Annotated in this window: 20 protein-coding genes; 3 read left to right on the top strand and 17 right to left on the bottom strand. The window is 70.0% G+C overall.

What is annotated here, in order from left to right:
* Positions 1-99: 99 nt before the first annotated feature.
* From ACK4LS_RS13120 to prmC, 14 genes are all read right to left on the bottom strand, one after another.
* Positions 100-765 (bottom strand): large exoprotein, encoded by a 666-nt coding sequence (locus ACK4LS_RS13120; protein ID WP_409717986.1) that lies wholly within the window; start codon positions 763-765, stop codon positions 100-102.
* A gap of 108 nt (positions 766-873) precedes the next feature.
* Positions 874-1,623, bottom strand: coding sequence for a peroxide stress protein YaaA (locus tag ACK4LS_RS13115; protein ID WP_409717983.1), 750 nt, complete (start codon positions 1,621-1,623; stop codon positions 874-876).
* Positions 1,624-1,694: 71 nt separating this feature from the next.
* Positions 1,695-1,955, bottom strand: a complete 261-nt coding sequence (locus ACK4LS_RS13110; protein WP_056227136.1) for a F0F1 ATP synthase subunit epsilon — start codon at positions 1,953-1,955, stop codon at positions 1,695-1,697.
* A 1-nt stretch (position 1,956) separates the two neighbouring features.
* Positions 1,957-3,405, bottom strand: a complete 1,449-nt coding sequence (atpD, locus tag ACK4LS_RS13105; protein ID WP_409717978.1) for a F0F1 ATP synthase subunit beta — start codon at positions 3,403-3,405, stop codon at positions 1,957-1,959.
* Between the two features lie 22 nt (positions 3,406-3,427).
* On the bottom strand, positions 3,428-4,327 hold the full coding sequence (locus tag ACK4LS_RS13100) for a F0F1 ATP synthase subunit gamma (protein ID WP_409717975.1): 900 nt from the start codon (positions 4,325-4,327) through the stop codon (positions 3,428-3,430).
* 24 nt (positions 4,328-4,351) lie between these two features.
* Positions 4,352-5,983: a F0F1 ATP synthase subunit alpha gene (atpA, locus tag ACK4LS_RS13095; protein ID WP_409717972.1), complete on the bottom strand. Its 1,632-nt coding sequence runs from the start codon at positions 5,981-5,983 to the stop codon at positions 4,352-4,354.
* A gap of 61 nt (positions 5,984-6,044) precedes the next feature.
* A complete protein-coding gene (locus ACK4LS_RS13090; protein ID WP_409717969.1) occupies positions 6,045-6,836 on the bottom strand; it encodes a F0F1 ATP synthase subunit delta in 792 nt (263 codons plus the stop codon).
* On the bottom strand, positions 6,836-7,393 hold the full coding sequence (locus ACK4LS_RS13085) for a F0F1 ATP synthase subunit B (protein WP_409717966.1): 558 nt from the start codon (positions 7,391-7,393) through the stop codon (positions 6,836-6,838). Before ACK4LS_RS13085 ends, ACK4LS_RS13090 begins: the two co-directional genes overlap by 1 nt.
* A 29-nt stretch (positions 7,394-7,422) precedes the next feature.
* Entirely contained in the window at positions 7,423-7,662 is a 240-nt protein-coding gene (gene atpE, locus ACK4LS_RS13080) for a F0F1 ATP synthase subunit C (protein WP_055834851.1), read from the bottom strand.
* A 43-nt stretch (positions 7,663-7,705) separates the two neighbouring features.
* Positions 7,706-8,512: a F0F1 ATP synthase subunit A gene (gene atpB, locus ACK4LS_RS13075; RefSeq protein ID WP_409717962.1), complete on the bottom strand. Its 807-nt coding sequence runs from the start codon at positions 8,510-8,512 to the stop codon at positions 7,706-7,708.
* A gap of 151 nt (positions 8,513-8,663) precedes the next feature.
* Positions 8,664-9,125 carry a hypothetical protein gene (locus tag ACK4LS_RS13070; protein WP_409717959.1) on the bottom strand — a complete coding sequence of 154 codons (462 nt, stop codon included), beginning with the start codon at positions 9,123-9,125 and terminating at the stop codon, positions 8,664-8,666.
* Positions 9,122-10,276, bottom strand: a complete 1,155-nt coding sequence (locus tag ACK4LS_RS13065) for an MraY family glycosyltransferase (protein WP_409717956.1) — start codon at positions 10,274-10,276, stop codon at positions 9,122-9,124. Before ACK4LS_RS13065 ends, ACK4LS_RS13070 begins: the two co-directional genes overlap by 4 nt.
* On the bottom strand, positions 10,273-11,013 hold the full coding sequence (locus tag ACK4LS_RS13060) for an L-threonylcarbamoyladenylate synthase (RefSeq protein ID WP_409717953.1): 741 nt from the start codon (positions 11,011-11,013) through the stop codon (positions 10,273-10,275). Before ACK4LS_RS13060 ends, ACK4LS_RS13065 begins: the two co-directional genes overlap by 4 nt.
* Positions 11,014-11,066: 53 nt before the next feature.
* Positions 11,067-11,957: a peptide chain release factor N(5)-glutamine methyltransferase gene (gene prmC, locus ACK4LS_RS13055; protein WP_409717950.1), complete on the bottom strand. Its 891-nt coding sequence runs from the start codon at positions 11,955-11,957 to the stop codon at positions 11,067-11,069.
* 99 nt (positions 11,958-12,056) lie between these two features.
* On the opposite strand from prmC, the gene cysK reads away from it, so the two are divergent.
* The 3 genes from cysK (at position 12,057) to ACK4LS_RS13040 (ending at position 15,041) form a co-directional block, all read left to right on the top strand.
* Positions 12,057-12,995 carry a cysteine synthase A gene (cysK, locus tag ACK4LS_RS13050; protein WP_409717947.1) on the top strand — a complete coding sequence of 313 codons (939 nt, stop codon included), beginning with the start codon at positions 12,057-12,059 and terminating at the stop codon, positions 12,993-12,995.
* A 1-nt stretch (position 12,996) separates the two neighbouring features.
* Positions 12,997-13,566 carry a serine O-acetyltransferase EpsC gene (epsC, locus tag ACK4LS_RS13045; protein ID WP_409717944.1) on the top strand — a complete coding sequence of 190 codons (570 nt, stop codon included), beginning with the start codon at positions 12,997-12,999 and terminating at the stop codon, positions 13,564-13,566.
* A 74-nt stretch (positions 13,567-13,640) separates the two neighbouring features.
* Positions 13,641-15,041, top strand: coding sequence for an amidase (locus tag ACK4LS_RS13040; RefSeq protein ID WP_409717941.1), 1,401 nt, complete (start codon positions 13,641-13,643; stop codon positions 15,039-15,041).
* A gap of 22 nt (positions 15,042-15,063) precedes the next feature.
* Here ACK4LS_RS13040 and ACK4LS_RS13035 read toward each other — a convergent pair whose 3' ends face one another.
* Genes ACK4LS_RS13035 through rho form a run of 3 tightly spaced genes read right to left on the bottom strand, consistent with a single transcriptional unit; the run spans position 15,064 to position 18,565 of the window.
* The gene (locus tag ACK4LS_RS13035) at positions 15,064-15,660 is read right to left on the bottom strand and encodes a GrpB family protein (protein WP_409717938.1); all 597 of its coding nucleotides are present in this window, start codon (positions 15,658-15,660) and stop codon (positions 15,064-15,066) included.
* Positions 15,661-15,668: 8 nt separating this feature from the next.
* Complete coding sequence (gene prfA / locus ACK4LS_RS13030; protein WP_409717992.1) at positions 15,669-16,745, bottom strand: peptide chain release factor 1; 1,077 nt, start codon at positions 16,743-16,745, stop codon at positions 15,669-15,671.
* A 32-nt stretch (positions 16,746-16,777) separates the two neighbouring features.
* Positions 16,778-18,565, bottom strand: a complete 1,788-nt coding sequence (gene rho, locus ACK4LS_RS13025; RefSeq protein WP_409717989.1) for a transcription termination factor Rho — start codon at positions 18,563-18,565, stop codon at positions 16,778-16,780.
* Positions 18,566-18,669: the final 104 nt, after the last annotated feature.

Raw genomic sequence — 18,669 nt, 5'->3', positions numbered from 1 at the left:
GTCCGGGTCTCTCCGCGGCATCGACGGGGGGGGCGTCCGTTGACCCGGGGGGGAACGGGGGCGATGGGGCGGCCGCCCGCCCCGGCGGACCGGCGGTCGTCAGGCCCGCGGTCCGGCCGGCGGTGCCGGCGGCGGGGGCGTCGTACCCCCGGCGGGCGGGGTCTGCGGCGGTGCGTAGCCCTGAGCGGGCGGGGCGGGCGGGCCACCGTACGCGGGACCGTTCGCGCCGGGGCCGACCTGCTGGCCGGGCTGGACGGGGATGCCGTTCCACACCGTCTTGTCGGCGAGGAAGCTGTTCGCCCACGGGGCGGGGCGGATCGCGGGGTTCCACGGGTTGGAGCCGAACGCGAGGATGGCGAGGAAGATCCACTGTCCCAGGGGACCGAGGATGAACAGCAGGAGCAGGGGCCATTCGCGGCCGAACTTGGCGTTGACGCGGTAGGAGATCATGATCAGAGCGACCAGGAGCGCCAGACCGGCGAGGAACTGCAGGAGCGGGATCGCCGACGCGACCACCAGGGCGAGGACCACCCACGGTGAGACATCGCCGAGCTTGGCGAAGACCAGGTAGTTGTAGACCGGGACCCAGGCGCGCCACTTGCCCTGGACGCCCGCCCTGTCGAAGATCCGCATCAGCAGGAAGGAGCTGATGACGTATCCGGCGATGGAGAGCAGGAAGATGAACAGGTAGACCACGCCGATCAGCGCGGCTTCGGCCCCGCTGGTCGTCCCGTAGTCGCTGTAAGCGAGATATGTGGTGTTCACGAAGTTCCTTCCGGACGGAATCGTGCGCTTCCGCGCGTCACCGGCGGGAATCTCCCGCGATGCACATGCTAGCGAAGCTGGGACTTTCCTGACAGCGACGCGCCCGTGTCATACAATGAGCGCCACCTCGCCGGGAGCACCGTCGCGGAGGACCCACCCCGCCGACTCCGCCCAGGCGCGGAAGTCGTCGAGGCTGCGGATGGGCGCCCGCCCCGCCGCGAGAGCGCGCACCAACTCCCCCTTCGCGCGCTTGTTGAAGTGGTTGAGCGCGCGGACCGCACCCCCGGGTCCCTCGCTCACCACGCGCACGTAGGCGGAATCGATCCCCTCGGGAACGGGGCCCAACGCCGCGTAGGCCTCCGACCGCAGATCGAGCACGAAGTCGGGCGCGGTCGACGACAGCGCCTCGGTGACCGCTCCCGCCCATATCCGGCGCAGCGGCGGGAGGCCCGGGAGCGAGGTGCCGGCCGCCAACCGGTAGGCCGGGATGCCGTCCAGCGCCCCGACCGGGCCGAACGGCGCCGAGTGGATCAGGGCGTGGGATCCGAGCCAGGAGCGCTCGGCGGTGCGAAGACTCCCGGCATCCAGGGCGTCGAAGAGCACACCGGTGTAGCGGTCCATCGCCGGCAGCGTCGGCGAGACGCGTACGGCGGTGTTGTCGGCGATCTCGTGGCGGCGTTTCGGGCTGATCTTGAGCACGCGCGCCGCGGCGTCCTCGTCGGAGCCGAGGGCGACCAGCGCGTCGAGGACGGCCTCGCGTTGCGGCAAGAGAACGGGCAGTGCCAGCGCGTCCAGTTCGACGGGCGCACCGTCGCCGCCCGGGCGCTTGGTCTCGGAGGGTGGGAGGAGGACGAGCATGGGGTCTTTCGGCGAAAAGCGACGCGCGCCGCCCGATCTCTCGGGCGACGCGCGTCAGCGATGAAACGGCGTCAGGAGACGAGCGCGGCGTTCCCGGCGACGATGGTGAGTTCGTCGTCCGCCATCGACAGGAAGCCGTCCTCGGCGTTGGCCAGGATCTTCGTGCCGTCGGTGCGGGTGATGCGCACCTCGCCCTGGGCGAGGATCGCGAGCACCGGCTCATGCCCCTGCATGAAACCGATCTCACCCTCGACGGTCTTGGCCACGACGAGCGTCGCCTCTCCCGTCCACACCTCGGCGTCGGCCGACACCAGGCTCACGCGCAACGACATGTCAGCCGTTCTCCTTCTGGATCTGCGCCCACTTGGCCTCGACGTCGTCGATGCCGCCGACGTTGAAGAACGCCTGCTCGGCGACGTGGTCGAAGTCGCCCTTGACGATCGCGTCGAACGACTCGATGGTCTCCTTGATCGGAACCGTGGAGCCCTCGACACCGGTGAACTTCTTCGCCATGTAGGTGTTCTGCGAGAGGAACTGCTGGATGCGGCGTGCACGCGACACGACGATCTTGTCTTCCTCGGAGAGCTCGTCGACACCGAGGATCGCGATGATCTCCTGCAGTTCCTTGTTCTTCTGCAGGATCTGCTTCACGGAGGTCGCCACGCGGTAGTGGTCGGCACCGATGTAGCGCGGGTCGAGGATGCGGCTCGTCGAGGTGAGCGGGTCGATCGCGGGGTACAGACCCTTCGACGCGATCTCACGCGACAGCTCGGTGGTGGCGTCGAGGTGCGCGAACGTCGTCGCCGGAGCCGGGTCGGTGTAGTCGTCGGCGGGCACGTAGATGGCCTGGAGCGACGTGATCGAGTGACCGCGGGTCGAGGTGATGCGCTCCTGGAGCACACCCATCTCGTCGGCGAGGTTCGGCTGGTAACCGACGGCCGAGGGCATACGACCCAGCAGCGTCGAGACCTCGGAGCCGGCCTGGGTGAAGCGGAAGATGTTGTCGATGAACAACAGCACGTCCTGCTTCTGCACGTCGCGGAAGTACTCCGCCATCGTCAGGGCCGACAGAGCGACGCGAAGACGCGTTCCCGGCGGCTCGTCCATCTGGCCGAACACGAGGGCGGTCTTGTCGAAGACGCCCGCCTCCTCCATCTCGGCGATGAGGTCGTTGCCCTCACGGGTGCGCTCGCCGACACCGGCGAACACCGACACGCCACCGTGGTCCTGCGCGACGCGCTGGATCATCTCCTGGATGAGGACGGTCTTACCGACGCCCGCACCACCGAAGAGGCCGATCTTGCCACCCTGCACATAGGGCGTCAGCAGGTCGATCGACTTGATGCCGGTCTCGAACATCTCGGTCTTGGACTCGAGCTGGTCGAAGCTGGGGGCCTTGCGGTGGATGCCCCAGCGCTCGGTGACCTCGATGGTCTCGCCGGGGACGCCGTTGAGGACCTCTCCGGTGACGTCGAAGACCTTGCCCTTGGTGACGTCGCCGACGGGCACCGAGATGGGGCCGCCGGTGTCGCGCACTTCCTGACCGCGGACCATGCCGTCGGTGGGCTTGAGCGAGATGGCGCGGACGAGGTCGTCGCCCAGGTGCTGGGCGACCTCGAGCGTGATCTCGGTCGGCTGGTCACCGATGGTGATCGTGGTCTTCAGCGCGTTGTAGATCTCCGGGATCGCGTCGTGCGGGAACTCGATGTCGACGACCGGGCCGGTGACACGCGCGACGCGTCCGACGACGGCCGCGTCGGTCTTCTCGGCGGTGAGGCTCATGGCTTCTTCTCTCCTTGGGAACTTACTTGCCGGATGCCAGGGCATCGGCGCCGCCGACGATCTCGGCGATCTGCTGCGTGATCTCCGCCTGACGCGCGTTGTTGCGCAGACGGGTGTAGTCGGTGATGAGCTTGTCGGCGTTGTCGCTGGCCGACTTCATGGCCTTCTGCGTCGCGGCGTGCTTCGCCGCCGACGACTGCAGGAGGGCGTTGAAGATCCGGCTCTGGACGTAGACCGGCAGAAGCGCATCGAGCACCGTCTCGGCGTCGGGCTCGAACTCGTAGAGCGGGTACAGCTGCGCCTGTGCGGGGGCCGCGTCCGCCTCGACGACCTCGAGAGGGAGCAGGCGCACCGTTTCGGGCGACTGCGTCATCATGCTGACGAAGCGGTTGTAGACCAGGTGGATCTCATCGACGCCGTCGTTCTCGCCCGAGCGGTTGTACGACTCGAGCACCGCCGCCGAGATCTCCTCGGCGGTGGAGAACTGGGGCGTGTCGGTGTCGCCGGTCCACTGCGCCTTGCTGGCCATCCGGCGGAACTGGAAGTACCCCACGGCCTTACGACCGACCAGGTAGTACTCCACCTCTTTGCCCTGCGAGCGCAGAAGCTCGGACAGCTCGAGACCCTCTCGGAGGATCTGCGAGTTGAACGCACCCGCGAGCCCGCGGTCGGACGTGAAGATGACCACGGCCGATCGCCGGATGTTCTCCCGCTCGGTGGTCAGGGGGTGGTCGATGCTCGAGTGCGTGGCCACCGCCGACACCGCGTTGGTCACGGCTCGCGCGAAGGGCGATGCCGCGCGCACACGCGCCATCGCCTTCTGGATGCGCGACGCAGCGATGAGCTCCATCGCCTTCGTGATCTTCTTGGTCGTCTGAGCAGAACTGATCTTCTGCTTGTAGACCCGTAGTTGTGCGCCCATGATTCCGTTCTCGTGTCGTCGCTGTCAGCGACGGCCCTTGACGATCCGCTCCTGGTTGACGTCGTCGGCCTCAGCGGCCTCGACCTTCTCGCCGCCGACGATCCCACGATCGTCACCGGCCTGGAATTCGAGGATGAACTGGTCGATCTTCTGCTCGAGCTCGGCCACGGTGTCGTCACCCAGCGCGTTGGTCTCGCGCAGCGTCTCGAGCACGCCCGAGTTGCGACGCAGGTAGTCGAGCATCTCGCGCTCGAACCGCAGAACGTCGGACACCTCGATGGTGTCGAGCTTGCCGTTCGTACCGGCCCAGATCGACACGACCTGCTCCTCGACGGGGTACGGCGAGTACTGCGGCTGCTTCAGCAGCTCCGTCAGGCGCGCACCACGGGCGAGCTGGCGACGCGACGCGGCGTCGAGGTCGCTCGCGAACATGGCGAACGCTTCGAGGGAGCGGTACTGCGCCAGCTCGAGCTTGAGCGTCCCCGAGACCTTCTTGATCGACTTCACCTGCGCGTCGCCGCCGACGCGCGAGACCGAGATACCCACGTCGACCGCCGGACGCTGGTTGGCGTTGAAGAGATCGGACTGGAGGAAGATCTGGCCGTCGGTGATCGAGATCACGTTGGTCGGGATGTACGCCGAGACGTCGTTGGCCTTGGTCTCGATGATGGGCAGACCCGTCATCGAACCGGCACCGAGCTCGTCGGACAGCTTCGCGCAACGCTCGAGCAGACGCGAGTGCAGGTAGAAGACGTCACCGGGGTACGCCTCGCGGCCCGGCGGACGACGCAGCAGCAGCGACACGGCGCGGTAGGCCTCGGCCTGCTTCGACAGGTCGTCGAAGATGATCAGCACGTGCTTGCCGCCGTACATCCAGTGCTGGCCGATCGCCGAACCGGTGTACGGAGCGAGGTACTTGAAGCCGGCGGGGTCGGACGCGGGGGCCGCCACGATGGTGGTGTACTCCATCGCTCCGGCATCCTCGAGGGCGCCCTTCACCGAAGCGATGGTGGACCCCTTCTGGCCGATGGCGACGTAGATGCAACGCACCTGCTTGTTGACGTCGCCCGACTCCCAGTTGGTCTTCTGGTTGATGATCGTGTCGATCGCGATGGCCGTCTTACCGGTCTGGCGGTCGCCGATGATGAGCTGACGCTGACCGCGGCCGACGGGGATCATGGCGTCGATGGCCTTGATGCCGGTCTGGAGGGGCTCGTGCACGCTCTTGCGCTGCATGACGCCGGGCGCCTGCAGCTCGAGCGCGCGACGGCCCTCGGTCGCGATCTCGCCGAGACCGTCGATCGGGTTGCCGAGCGGGTCGACCACGCGGCCCAGGTAGCCGTCGCCGACGCCGACCGAGAGCACCTCGCCCGTGCGGGTGACCGCCTGGCCCTCCTCGACGCCCGAGAACTCGCCGAGCACGACGACGCCGATCTCGTCCTGGTCGAGGTTCTGGGCGAGGCCGAGCGTGCCGTCTTCGAAGCGCACGAGCTCGTTCGCCATGACACCGGGGAGGCCTTCGACGTGAGCGATGCCGTCAGCGGCATCCACGACCGAACCGACCTCGTTCGCCGCGGCGCCGGTCGCCTCGTAGGCGTTGACGAAGTCCTTCAGCGCGTCACGGATGACGTCGGGGCTGATAGAGAGGTCTGCCATTGTCTTCCTTCGTTCGTGGGGCCATCGGCCCCCAGATCTCCGCCCGTTCGGGCGGGAAGTCTTAGCCTGCGATCCGCTGCCGCAGGTCGGCGAGACGCGTCGAGACGCTCGCGTCGATGACGTCGTCGGCGATCTGCACGCGCAGCCCACCCACCACCGTCGGGTCGATGACCGTGTTGAGCGTCACGGCCGAGCCGTAACGCGCGCCCAGAGCGTTCTGCAGGCGGGTCGCCTGCTCCTCGCTCAGAGGGGCGACGGCGTGCACCGTGGCGACGATGCGACCGCGCTGCTGGGCGACGAGACGCTCCGCCCAGCGCAGGAGCGAACGCACGCGACGCTCTCGCGGCTGCTGCACCAGCGACGACGCGACCAGCACGGTCGCCGCGCTCACGCGGCCCTCGAGGAGCGACGCCACGAGCGCGCCCTTCGCGGCCGGGTCGCCCACGCGGCTCCCGAGCGCGAGCTCGAGGTCGCCGTTGGCGGCGACGGTGCGCGAGAACTGGAACAGCTCGCCCTCGACGTCACTGTGCGCGTCGGCCACGGCCGCCGCACGGACCGCGAGCTCTTCGAGCCCGTCGACCAGCTCGTCGGCGTTCGACCAGCGCTGCTCGACGACGGTGCGCAGGAGCGCCACCGTCGTCGGAGCGAACGACGGACCGAACACGGCCGTGACCACACCGGCGCGCGCCGAAGCGGGCGCCGACTTGTCGGCCAGCGCGCCGCTCAGGTGCGACGACGAGTCCACGGTGCGCGCCGCGGCGAACAGCTCGCGGGCGACGTCGAGGTCGACACCGGTGGCGGAGCCGAGGGCGTCCGCCATGGTCGCCCGCGCCTGAGTGGTCGCGCTGCCCATTACTTGGCCGCCTTCTCGGATGCCTCGAGGTCGGCCAGGAAGCGGTCGACCACGGCCTGGGCCTTGGCGTCGTCGGAGAGGGACTCACCGATGACGTTGCCGGCCAGGTCGACGGCGAGCGTGCCCACCTCGGAGCGCAGCGACACCAGAGCGGTCTGGCGCTCGGCCTCGATCTGCGTGTGCGCCGTGGCGGTCAGTCGAGCCGCCTCACTCGACGCGGTCTCCTTGGCCTCGGCCACGATCTTGCGACCGTCCTCACGAGCCGACTCGCGGATCTCACCGGCCTCCTTGCGGGCGGCGGCAAGCTGCGCGGTGTACTCCTCGAGAGCGGCCTCGGCCTTGCGCTGGGCCTCGTCGGCCTTCGCGATGTTGCCCTCGATCGCCGTGCTGCGCGCGTCGAGCACCGCGCCGATGCGCGGGAGCGCGACGCGCCACACGACGAAAGCGATGATGACGAAGCAGACGAGCGACCACGTGATGTCGTAGACGGCCGGCAGCAGCGGGTTACCGCCTTCGCTGCCTTCCTCGGCTGCGACCGTGACAAGAGCCTGAAGCATCCTGTCTCCTTACTCGGGGATCGGGTGGATCAGAGCGCGCCGAAGATGAAGGGCGTGGCGATGCCGATCAGCGCGAGGATCTCGATGAATGCGACACCGATGAACATGGTGGTCTGCAGGCGACCGGCGAGCTCGGGCTGACGGGCGGTCGACTCGATGGTCTTGCCGATCATGATGCCGAGACCGATGGCCGGGCCGATGGCAGCGAGACCGTAGCCCACGGTCGCGATGTTGCCCGTGACCTGAGCGAGAATCGTCGTTGCGTCCACTGAGGGTTTCCTTTCGTAGGGCGAACAGCCGGGCGGCTGGTCGTCAGTGCTCTTCCGCCACCGCGAGCTGGATGTAGACCGCGGTGAGGATCGTGAAGACATAAGCCTGCAGCAGCGCCACGAACACCTCGAAGAGCGTGAACGCGAACCCGAGGGCGAGCGTTCCCGCGGCGAGCGGCGTGAGCAGGTTGAAGCTGAAGAAGAAGAACTGGGTGGCCGAGAAGAACAGCACGAGCATGAGGTGCCCGACGATCATGTTCAGCAGCAGTCGGAGGAAGAGCGACACCGGTCGGGCGACGAAGACCGAGATCAGCTCGACGATCGCGATGATCGGAACGAGGTAGACCGGAACGCCGCTGGGGACCAGCGAGTTCTTCAGGAAGTGCCCGACGCCGTGCCGGCGGATACCGGCGTAGACGAACGCGACGTAAGCCGTGAGGGCGAAGACCAGTGGCGCTCCGGCCACCGACGTTCCCGGGATGTTCAGGAACGGGATGACACCGGTGAGGTTGAGCGCGAGGATCGTGAAGAACATCGCGGTCAACAGGGGAAGGAAGCGCTTGCCGTCCTTCTCGCCGAGCACCTGGAAGGCGATCTGCTCGCGGATGAATCCGAAACCGAGCTCGACCACGCTCTGGAAGCGACCGGGCACGACCGTCATGCGACGGGTACCCCACACGATGATGAACACCATGACGGCCGTCGCGAGCAGCTGCACCAGAGTGATGCGCGTGATCGCGAAGGGCGTGCCGGCGAACAACAGCTCGGGCGGGAAGAAGTCCGAGATGGACGGCGGGTGGAATGTGTTCGCGTCAGCAGTGATGTGCGCGATCGTATTCGCCTGAGTCAACGGGGTGGCTCCAGCTTCTCGAGCCGCAACAAAGCGGTTCGGGGAGGGTGGGAAACGTCTCTCCCCGGGGCCTCGGCGTCACCGCCGCACACCGGCCGAGGTGCGTATGGACAGCGTATCAAAGATCCTCGGTTTCGCGGCATCCGGGTGGTCAGACCTCGTCGGGATCGCTCGCCTGCGGCAGGACCGTCTCGGAGACGGCCGGGAGGCGCATGCGGGAGATCACGAGCAGATCCACCACGAGCGAGCTGACCGCGGTGGCCAGCAGCGCGAAGAAGAAGATCGGGGCGACGACCCAATCGAGACGCAGCAGCACCAGGAAGGCGATGATGACGAGCACGAACTTCAGCAGCCAGCCGCCCAGCACCACCCCGAAGAAGATCTGCAACCAGGACGGGTTTCCGTAGAACCGGTTGGCGATCAGGATGCTGACCGCGGTGAGCGCCGGGAAGATGGCGCCGACCGCAGCTCCCACTCCCCCGCTCAGGGCTCCGTTCCCGCCCGCGACCAGGGCGCCGACGGCGACCGCGACGACGAGCACGACCACCGCGACCACCGCCGACCAGACGAGGGCGGCGCGCAGGACGGGGGTGCTGGAGAGCGGGGCGGTCATGACGACTCCTCGGGTGCGGGGCGGCGCGAGAAGCGCCGGGACGGAAGCAGGGTGAGCACGATGCACGCACCGACGCCGACGACGCCGAACGCGATGCCGATCGCGTAGTCGCCGGGCCAGCTCTGCTGCGTGCCGATGTACATCAACAGGAACGCCAGGCTCACCACGGCGGTCCAGCTGTAGAAGATCAGGACCGCGTCTCGGTCGGAGTGGCCCATGTCGAGCATGCGGTGGTGCAGGTGCTTCCGGTCGGGGGAGAACGGCGAGCGCCCCGCCCACTGGCGCCGGGCCACCGCCAGGCCGAAATCGAGCAGGGGCAGGAGCACGATCACGACCGGCAGAAGAATGGGGATGAACGCACCCAGCAGCTGCGAGCGGCCGATTCTTTCGGGGTCGAGCACGGCCGGGTCGAGCTGTCCGGTGATCGCGACGGCGGAGCTGGCCATGAGCAGGCCCAGCATCAGGGCGCCCGCGTCTCCCATGAAGAGCTTCGCCGGCGTCCAGTTCATCGGCAGGAAGCCCAGGCACGCCCCCACGAGCACGGCCGCGATGAACGACGCGAGGTTGAAGTAGGTGCTCGCGCCGGTGTCGCGCACGAGCAGGTACGAGTAGGCGAAGAAGACGCCGTTCGCGATGAGGCACACACCGGCGACGAGACCGTTGAGCCCGTCGATGAAGTTCACGGCGTTCATCACCACGACCAGGGCGAAGACCGTGAGCAGGAAGCTGACCCAGCTCGACCCCACGGTGAGGGCGCCGATCGGAAGCGACAGGATCTGCAGTTGGCCGAACCACGCGATGATGCCGGCGGCGACGAATTGCGCGCCGAGCTTGATCATCCAGTCGAGGTCCCAGAGATCATCGGCGACGCCGACCAGCACGATGAGCAGGACCGCCCCGAGCAGCGACAGCACCGGGACCGGGTCGGTCCAGAAGATCGAGAAGTAGGGGTTGCGACTCGACAGCGCGAACGCGGCGACGACGCCGAGGAACATCGCGACACCGCCGAGACGCGGCGTCGGCGTCTTGTGCACGTCGCGCTCCCGGATGCCGGGATACAGCTTGAAGCGCAGGGCGAGCTTCCACACCACCCACGACAGCGCGAGCGTGACCGCCGCCGTGAACAGGATGATGAGGAGGTACTGGGTCACGGACCCGGGGCCTCGTCATCCGGGGCGGCATCCGGAGTCGCCTGCGTCGCGGGAGCGTCGCGGTCGTCCACCGGATCCGGCTCGAGGAGGTCTCCGAGGACGGCGCGGAGGCGTTCGCGGGACACGGCACCCTCGCGCAGCACGCGCACCTGCGGCTCGGCCCCGCCGACGAGAGTGGTGGCGTCCACGATCGTGGAGGCGATGCCCGTCTCGCTCACGCCGGCATCGAGGTAGGCGGCGATGTCGTCGCCGAGCATGTCTCGCGCCGCGTCGATGTCGACCGCCGCGGGCATACCGGTGAGGTTCGCGCTCGACACGGCCAGCGGGCCGGTCTCCTCGAGCAGTTCGAGGGTCAGCTTCTGGGCCGGCATGCGCACGGCCACGGTGCCGTGGGTGTCGCCGAGGTCCCAGGACAGGGAGGGCTGGGCGGGCAGGACGATCGTGAGTCCGCCGGGCCAGAACTCCCGCACGAGGTCGTCGACCGCGGGCGGGACCTCGGCCACCAGCGCGCGCAGGGTCCCGACGCCCGCGACGAGGACGGGCGGCGGCTGCTGGCGGCCGCGGCCCTTCGCCTCGAGGAGTCCCGCGACGGCGCGCGCGTTGAACGCGTCGGCGGCGATTCCGTAGACGGTGTCGGTGGGGAGCACGACGAGTTCGCCTCGGCCGATCGCCTGACGCGCGTGGCGCATCCCGCTCAGCAGCTGCGACTCGTCACGGCAGTCGTAGACGGGTGACATATCGGGCGTCAGTCTAGCCGCGCCGCACGTCGTGCGCGCTCCGGAGCGGCCGGTCAGGGACGCACCGCGGTGGTTGCGCGGTCGCGGGTGGTGAGGTCGGGGTGGGTCGCGGCCGAGCGCCAACCGTCGGCGGTCAGGATGTCGCGGATGGCGGCGCCCTGCCATTCGCCGTGTTCGATCACGATGGTGCCGCCGGAGTGCGCGAGTCGCAGACCCACGCGACTCAGCTGCCGGACGGCATCCAGCCCGTCTGGTCCGCCGTACAGCGCCGCCGGCGGGTCGTACAGGCGCACCTCGGGATCACGCGGGATCGCGTCGTCGGGTACGTACGGAGGGTTGGATGCCACCACCGACACGGTCCCGTCGAGCTCGGGGAAGGCGTGCGCGAGGTCGATGAAGGCGAGGGTGATGTTGCGCGCGCCGATACGCGCGACGTTCTCCTTCGTCCAGACGAAGGCGTCGACACTGTTCTCCGCGGCGAAGACGCGGGCGTGCGGGACCTCCGTCGCCAGGGCGAGGGCGATCGCCCCGCTGCCGGTGCCGAGGTCGACCGCGACGGGCGCCTCGGAGGCGACGGCGCGAAGGGCGTCGATCGCGAGCTGCGCGACCATCTCGGTCTCCGGGCGCGGCACGAACACCCCGGGTCCGACCGCCAGCTCCATCGAGCGGAAGGGGGCCGATCCGGTCAGATGCTGGAGGGGTTCGCGCGCGCAGCGCCGGTCGACGAGCGGAACCAGCACCGCCCGGGCGGCTGCCGGCATCCGGTCGCCGCGGATGGAAGCGGCCTGCACTCCCCCGCGAGAGACATCGAGGACGTGGGCGACGAGCAGCTCCGCGTCGACGTGCGCATCGGGGACGCCTGCCGCCGCGAGTCGCGCGACGGTGTCGCGGACGACCTCGGCGACGGTGGCGGTGGTGGCGGGGAGCGGGGCGGTCTCAGGCATGACGGGAGCCCAGCCTAGTCGCGCGGCGTTATACGGGCCTGCGCCGTCGGGGGGCTCACCTAAAATGATCGCGTCCCGACCGACGGCGAAAGGCAAGCCATGCCCGGCATCCACTCCGACATCACCTCTGCATACGGCGACACGCCGCTGGTGCGGCTGAACCGCGTCGCCGAGGGCGCCGGAGGTCAGATCCTCGCCAAGCTCGAGTTCTACAACCCGGCCTCCAGCGTGAAGGACCGCTTGGGCATCGCGATCGTCGACGCCGCCGAGGCATCGGGCGAGCTCAAGCCCGGCGGCACGCTCGTCGAGTCCACGAGCGGGAACACCGGCATCGCCTTGGCGATGGTGGGCGCCGCGCGCGGGTACAAGGTGATCCTCACGATGCCCGCCTCGATGTCGAAGGAGCGTCGCATCCTGCTCAAGGCGTTCGGGGCCGAGCTCGTGCTCACCGACCCCACCAAGGGCATGTCGCACGCGGTCGACGAGGCCAAGCGCATCGTCGCCGAGACCCCGGGCGCGGTGTGGGCCCGCCAGTTCGAGAACGAGGCCAACCCGGCCATCCACCGCAAGACCACGGCGGAGGAGATCCTGCGCGACACCGAGGGCAAGGTCGACTACTTCGTCGCCGGGATCGGCACCGGCGGCACCATCACCGGCGTCGGCCAGGTGCTGAAGGAGCGCATCCCGGGCGTCAAGATCGTGGCGGTCGAGCCCGCCGACTCCCCCGTCCTCACCAAGGGCCACCCCGGCCCGCACAAGATCCAGGGCATCGGGCCCAACTTCGTGCCCGCGATCCTCGACCGCGACATCATCGACGAGGTCATCGACGTCGAGTTCGACGACGCCATCCGCCTCGCGCGCGAGACCGCGGCCAAAGACGGCATCCTCGTGGGCATGTCGTCGGGTGCGGCCATCTGGGCGGCCCTCGAGGTCGCCCGTCGCCCCGAGGCGGCCGGCAAGAACATCGTCGTGATCATCCCGTCGTACGGCGAGCGTTACCTGTCCACGGCGCTGTACGAGCACCTGCGCGAAGACTGACGTGGGGGTCCTCTCCCGACTCCGCGAAGACATCGCCTCCGCCAAGCTCCGCGACCCCGCGGCGCGAGGCGCGCTCGAGATCGCCCTCCTCTACCCCGGGCTGCACGCGGTCTGGTCGCACCGCGTCGCGAACCGCCTCTGGCGACGGGGTCTGCGCTTCCCGGCGCGGGCCCTGTCGCAGGTGACGCGATGGCTCACCGGCGTCGAGATCCACCCCGGGGCGACGATCGGTCGACGCTTCTTCATCGACCACGGCATGGGCGTCGTGATCGGCGAAACCGCCGAGGTCGGCGACGACGTCATGCTGTACCACGGCGTCACGCTCGGTGGTCGCCAGCGCGAGGGCGGCAAACGGCATCCGACGCTCCACGACGGCGTCGCGGTCGGCGCCGGCGCGAAGATCCTCGGGCCGATCACGCTCGGGGCCCGCTCGGTGGTGGGCGCGAACGCGGTCGTCACCCGCGACGCCCCCGCCGACAGCGTGCTGGTCGGCGTTCCCGCGACGGCGCGCGCGCGACGCCGGGGCGAAGACACCCGGGCCGTGCTGACCACCCCCGAGTACTGGATCTGACGTCCCGCTCGCGCCCGCCCGGCGCGAGCGCCGGAGCCGCCTCGCGCGACGGCGTCGCGTCGTAGGCTCGACCCATGGCCCGCCTGCACGATCTGTCGCTCGTCGCCCAGATCGAAGCCCTGCGCGACGGCGAGGTCTCTCCCGCCGACCTCGCCGGGCACTACCTCGACCGCGCCGACCGCCTGGCCGGTCTCGGCGCCTTCGCGCACCTCAGCCCCGGCATCGTGCGCCGGCGCGTGGCTGCCCTCGATCGGATGCCGCGCGGGCCGCTCTGGGGCATCCCCCACGCCGACAAAGACCTCGTGGCGCGAGCGGGGATGCCGACCCGTTACGGCTCGCGCTCGCGCGTCGACCACGTGCCCACGGCATCCGATCCCCTGGCCGACGCCCTCGACGCCGCCGGAGTGGTCACGATCGGCAAGACGAGCACCTCCGAGTTCGGGCTGACGGGGTTCACCGAGCCGCTCATCCACCCTCCCGCGCGCGATCCGTGGCGCCCCTCGGCCGGCGCGGGGGGCTCCAGCGGCGGTGCCGCGGTCGCCGTGGCCGCGGGCCTGCTGCCGGCCGCGGTCGGGTCCGACGGCGGCGGCTCGATCCGCATCCCCTCCGCGACGGTGGGGGTGGTGGGGGTGAAGCCCTCGCGCGGTCGACTGCCGCTCGGCTCGGGCTTCGACTCCCCCGACGGCCTGTCGGTGACCGGTCCGATCGCCCGGTCGGCGGAGGACGCGGCCGTGCTCCTCGACGCCCTCTGCGGACTCGCCCCGTTCGCCTACGCGACCGCAGCCCCCGGCGCGGGTCCGTTCGTCGACGCCGCCCGACGCGATCCCGGGCGCCTGCGCATCGGCGTCACCACCCTCTCACCGTGGGACGACGACGAGCACATCGTGCTCGACGACGACGCGCGCCGCGCCTTCGACACGTCCGCCGCCTGGCTCGGCGACGCCGGTCACGACGTGGCGGATGCCGACTGGCATCCGGTCGGCTACGCGGCGCTGTTCCGCGTGCTGTGGCGCGCCAGCGCCGCGCGGATCCCCCTGGACGATGTCGACATGACGCTCGTCGAGCCGCTCACCGCCTGGCTGGTGCAGGAGGGCCGGGGTCTGTCAGCGCTCGAGCTGCTCGGCGGCCTCGCCGCGGCCCGCGCGTTCGAGCGCCGGACGATCGCGGACTTCGCCCCCTTCGATGCGGTGCTCACGCCGGCCCTCGCCCAGCCCCCGCAGCCGGTCGGGTCCTACGCCGGACACTCCCCCGAACGCACGTTCGCGATGCAGGTCGAATACGCGCCGTACTCCAGCTTCGTCAACGTCGCGGGGCTGCCCGCCGTGACGCTGCCCGTGGTGACGGATGCCGCCGGGCATCCCGTGTCGATCCAGCTCGTCGGTCGACCCGGCGGCGAGGCCGTCCTGCTCTCGCTGGCGGCTCAGCTCGAGCGCCGACGCGGTCCGCTCCCCCATCCCCCGGCCTGGGACGCCTGAGCCCGGGATCCTCCCCGTACGGCTATGCCGGCCGGAGACCCGCCGCGACGAAGGCGCGCGCGTAGATCTCGCGGATGGTCGCCTGCTTGCGCGCGTTGTACTCGCTCATCAGGCCGTCTGCCGCGACCTCCCGCTTGATCCGGGCGTACAGGGCGCGATCCGGCGCGTGCGCGCGCAGATGGTCCCGGAACAGGCGGTGCCGCGCGGCTTCCGGGCTGTCCGGCGGCCAGACGTGCACGTTGGCGGCGGGAACGGATGCCACCAGGCAGCGATGCCCGAGCCACCACGGCTCGCGCACGCGCAGCACGAAGCCCACGGCTTCCAGACCCGGCACATAGGAGTCTTCGTCGTCGGTATCGGCGACGGTGAGGTCGATGTCGATCACGGGCTTGGCGGCCAACCCGGGAACCGACGTGGAACCCACGTGCTCGACGACCAGCGCGCGATCGCCGAGCACCTCGACGATGCGATCCCGCAGGGCGGCGAAGGTCGCCGGCCACGCGGCATCCGGTTCGACGACCGCGATGCGACGCGGCTGCTCCGGCTCGCCCACCCACGGCGAGAGACCGGGAGGCGGCGGGGTGTCGTCGAAGGTGACGATCTGTGCCGGGGTGAGCACGGCGAACGTCAGGCGTCGGCCAGGGCTGCGAGCCGCGCCTCTTCGTCGGCGCTGATCGCCGACTCGATGAGGGGGCCGAGGGCGCCGTCCATCACCTGATCGAGGTTGTAGGCCTTGTAGCCCGTGCGGTGGTCGGCGATGCGGTTCTCGGGGAAGTTGTACGTGCGGATGCGCTCGGAACGGTCCATCCCGCGGATCTGCGAGCGACGGGCGTCGGCGGCGACCGCGTCGCGCTCCTCCTGCTGCTTCGCCAGCAGACGCGCGCGCAGCACGCGCATGCCGGCCTCGCGGTTCTGCAGCTGCGACTTCTCGTTCTGCATCGACACGACGATGCCGGTGGGCACGTGGGTGATGCGCACGGCCGAATCGGTGGTGTTCACCGACTGCCCGCCGGGGCCGGAGGAGCGGAACACGTCGATCTTCAGGTCGTTCGGGTCGATCGCGACCTCTTCGGGCTCATCGACCTCGGGGAAGACGAGCACGCCGGTGGTCGAGGTGTGGATGCGCCCCTGCGACTCGGTGGCGGGCACGCGCTGCACGCGGTGCACGCCGCCCTCGTACTTGAGGTGGGCCCACACCCCCTGAGCCGGATCGCTCGAGGCACCCTTGATCGCGACCTGCACGTCTTTGTAGCCACCGAGGTCGGACTCGGTGCGCTCGAGCATCTCCGTCTTCCACCCCATGGATGCCGCGTACTGCAGGTACATGCGCAGGAGGTCGGCCGCGAAGAGCGCGCTCTCCGCGCCTCCCTCACCGCCCTTGATCTCCATGATCACGTCGCGGGCGTCGTCCGGGTCGCGCGGGATGAGCAGGCGCCGCAGACGTTCCTGCGTCTCGGCGACGCGTTCCTCCATCGCCGGGACCTCCTCGGCGAAGGCGTCGTCCTCGCGGGCGAGCTCGCGTGCCGCCTCGAGGTCGTCGGACGCCGCGGTCCACGCCTCGTGGGCCGCGACGATCCGGGACAGCTCGGCGTAGCGCCGATTGACGCGCTTGGCGCGCGCGGCGTCCGCGTGCACGGCCGGGTCGGAGAGTTCCTCCTGAACGGCCTTGTGCTCCTCGAGGAGTGCACGCACCGACTCGAACATCGCGGGTTCCGACATGGCGCCTCCCGCCCCGATCAGCGGATGCTGTTGTCGTCTCCGCCGCGCGCGGGCGCCGGGATCGACTTCTGCATCTGCACGAGGAACTCGACGTTCGACTGGGTCTCCTTGAGCTTTCCGAGCACGACCTCGAGGGCCTGCTGGGGCTCGAGCCCGGCGAGCGCACGGCGGAGCTTCCAGGTGATCTTGACCTCGTCGTTCGAGAGCAGCATCTCCTCGCGGCGGGTGCTCGACGCGTTGACGTCGACCGCGGGGAAGATCCGCTTGTCGGCGAGGTGACGGTTCAGACGCAGTTCGCTGTTGCCGGTGCCCTTGAACTCCTCGAAGATGACGTCGTCCATCTTCGAGCCGGTCTCCACGAGCGCCGTGGCGAGGATCGTGAGGGACCCGCCGTTCTCGATGTTGCGCGCCGCACCGAAGAAACGCTTCGGCGGGTAGAGCGCCGACGCGTCGACGCCACCGGAGAGCACGCGGCCCGAGGTGGGGGCGGCGAGGTTGTAGGCGCGGCCGAGGCGGGTGATGGAGTCCAGCAGCACGACCACGTCGCGGCCGAGCTCGACCAGACGCTTCGCGCGCTCGATCGCCAACTCGGCGACCGTGGTGTGGTCTTCGGCCGGGCGGTCGAAGGTCGAGGCGATGACCTCGCCGCGCACGGTGCGCTGCATGTCGGTGACCTCTTCGGGGCGCTCGTCGACGAGCACGACCATGAGGTGGACCTCGGGGTTGTTGGTGGCGATGGCGTTGGCGATCTGCTGCAGCACGATCGTCTTGCCGGCCTTGGGCGGGGCGACGATGAGGCCGCGCTGGCCCTTGCCGACCGGGGCGACGAGGTCGATGATGCGCTGCGTCAGCTTCTCGGGACCGGTCTCGAGCCGCAGTCGCTCCTGCGGGTACAGCGGCGTGAGGTTGTTGAACTCCACGCGCGCGGCGGCGTCGTCGACCGACAGACCGTTGACCGAGTCGACCTGCACGAGGGCGTTGTACTTCTGGCGGCCCTGCTGCTCGCCCTCGCGGGGCTGCTTGATGGCGCCCACGACGGCATCGCCCTTGCGGAGGTTGTACTTCTTGACCTGTCCGAGCGAGACGTAGACGTCACTCGGGCCGGGCAGGTAGCCGGTCGTCCGCACGAACGCGTAGTTGTCGAGCACGTCGAGAACGCCCGCGATCGGAACGAGCACGTCGTCCTCGCCGATCTCGGTCTCGAACTCGTCACCGGTGGTGGTCTGTCCGCGGCGCTTGTTGCGCTGGCGGTTGCGGCTGTTGGCCCCGCCCTGCTGCTGCTGGGCCTGCTGGCCGTTCTGCTGCGGGCCGTTGTCACGCTGACCGGACTCGCGCGAGGCGTTGTCACGCTGGGCGTTGTCACGCTGACCGGACTCGCGCTGGCCGGACTCGCGCGGGGCGCTGTCGCGCTGGCCGCTGTCGCGCTGGCCGTTGTCGCGCTGACCGCCCTGCGCCGGCGCCTCGGCCTCATCGGCGACGGCAGGAACGGCGTCGGCCTTGTCCCCCGCGTCGCCCTTGTTGCGGTTGCGGTTGCGCGAACGGCTGCGACCGCGGCCACGGGCCGGGGTCTCCTCGGGCTGCTCGGCACCATCGGCGGCGGCGTCGTCCGTCGCTGTCGCGGCGTCGGCGGGAGCCGCCGTCTCGGCCTCAGTGGTCTCGGTCGCGGCGATCTCGGCGTCGGCGGGCTCGGTCGCGGCGGCCGCGGCGGGCTCGCTCGGGGCGGGCTCCGTGGCGGTCGGCTCTGTCGCACCGGCCTCGGCCGGGCTGTCGACGGCGTCGGCGGCGACATCGGCCGCGGTGGTCACCGGGGTGGTCGCCTCTTCGGCGGGTGCGTCGGTGGTCGCGGCGGCCTGCTCCTCGGCGGCGGCGGCCTCGGCGGCCGCCTTCTCCTCGGCGGTGGGGCTCTTGG

It is taken from the genome of Microbacterium sp. (assembly GCF_046295495.1).
In the GTDB taxonomy this organism is placed as follows: Bacteria; Actinomycetota; Actinomycetes; order Actinomycetales; family Microbacteriaceae; genus Microbacterium.
The sequence above is the reverse complement of the archived record's forward strand: the minus strand, read 5'-3'. Positions and strand labels throughout refer to the sequence as shown.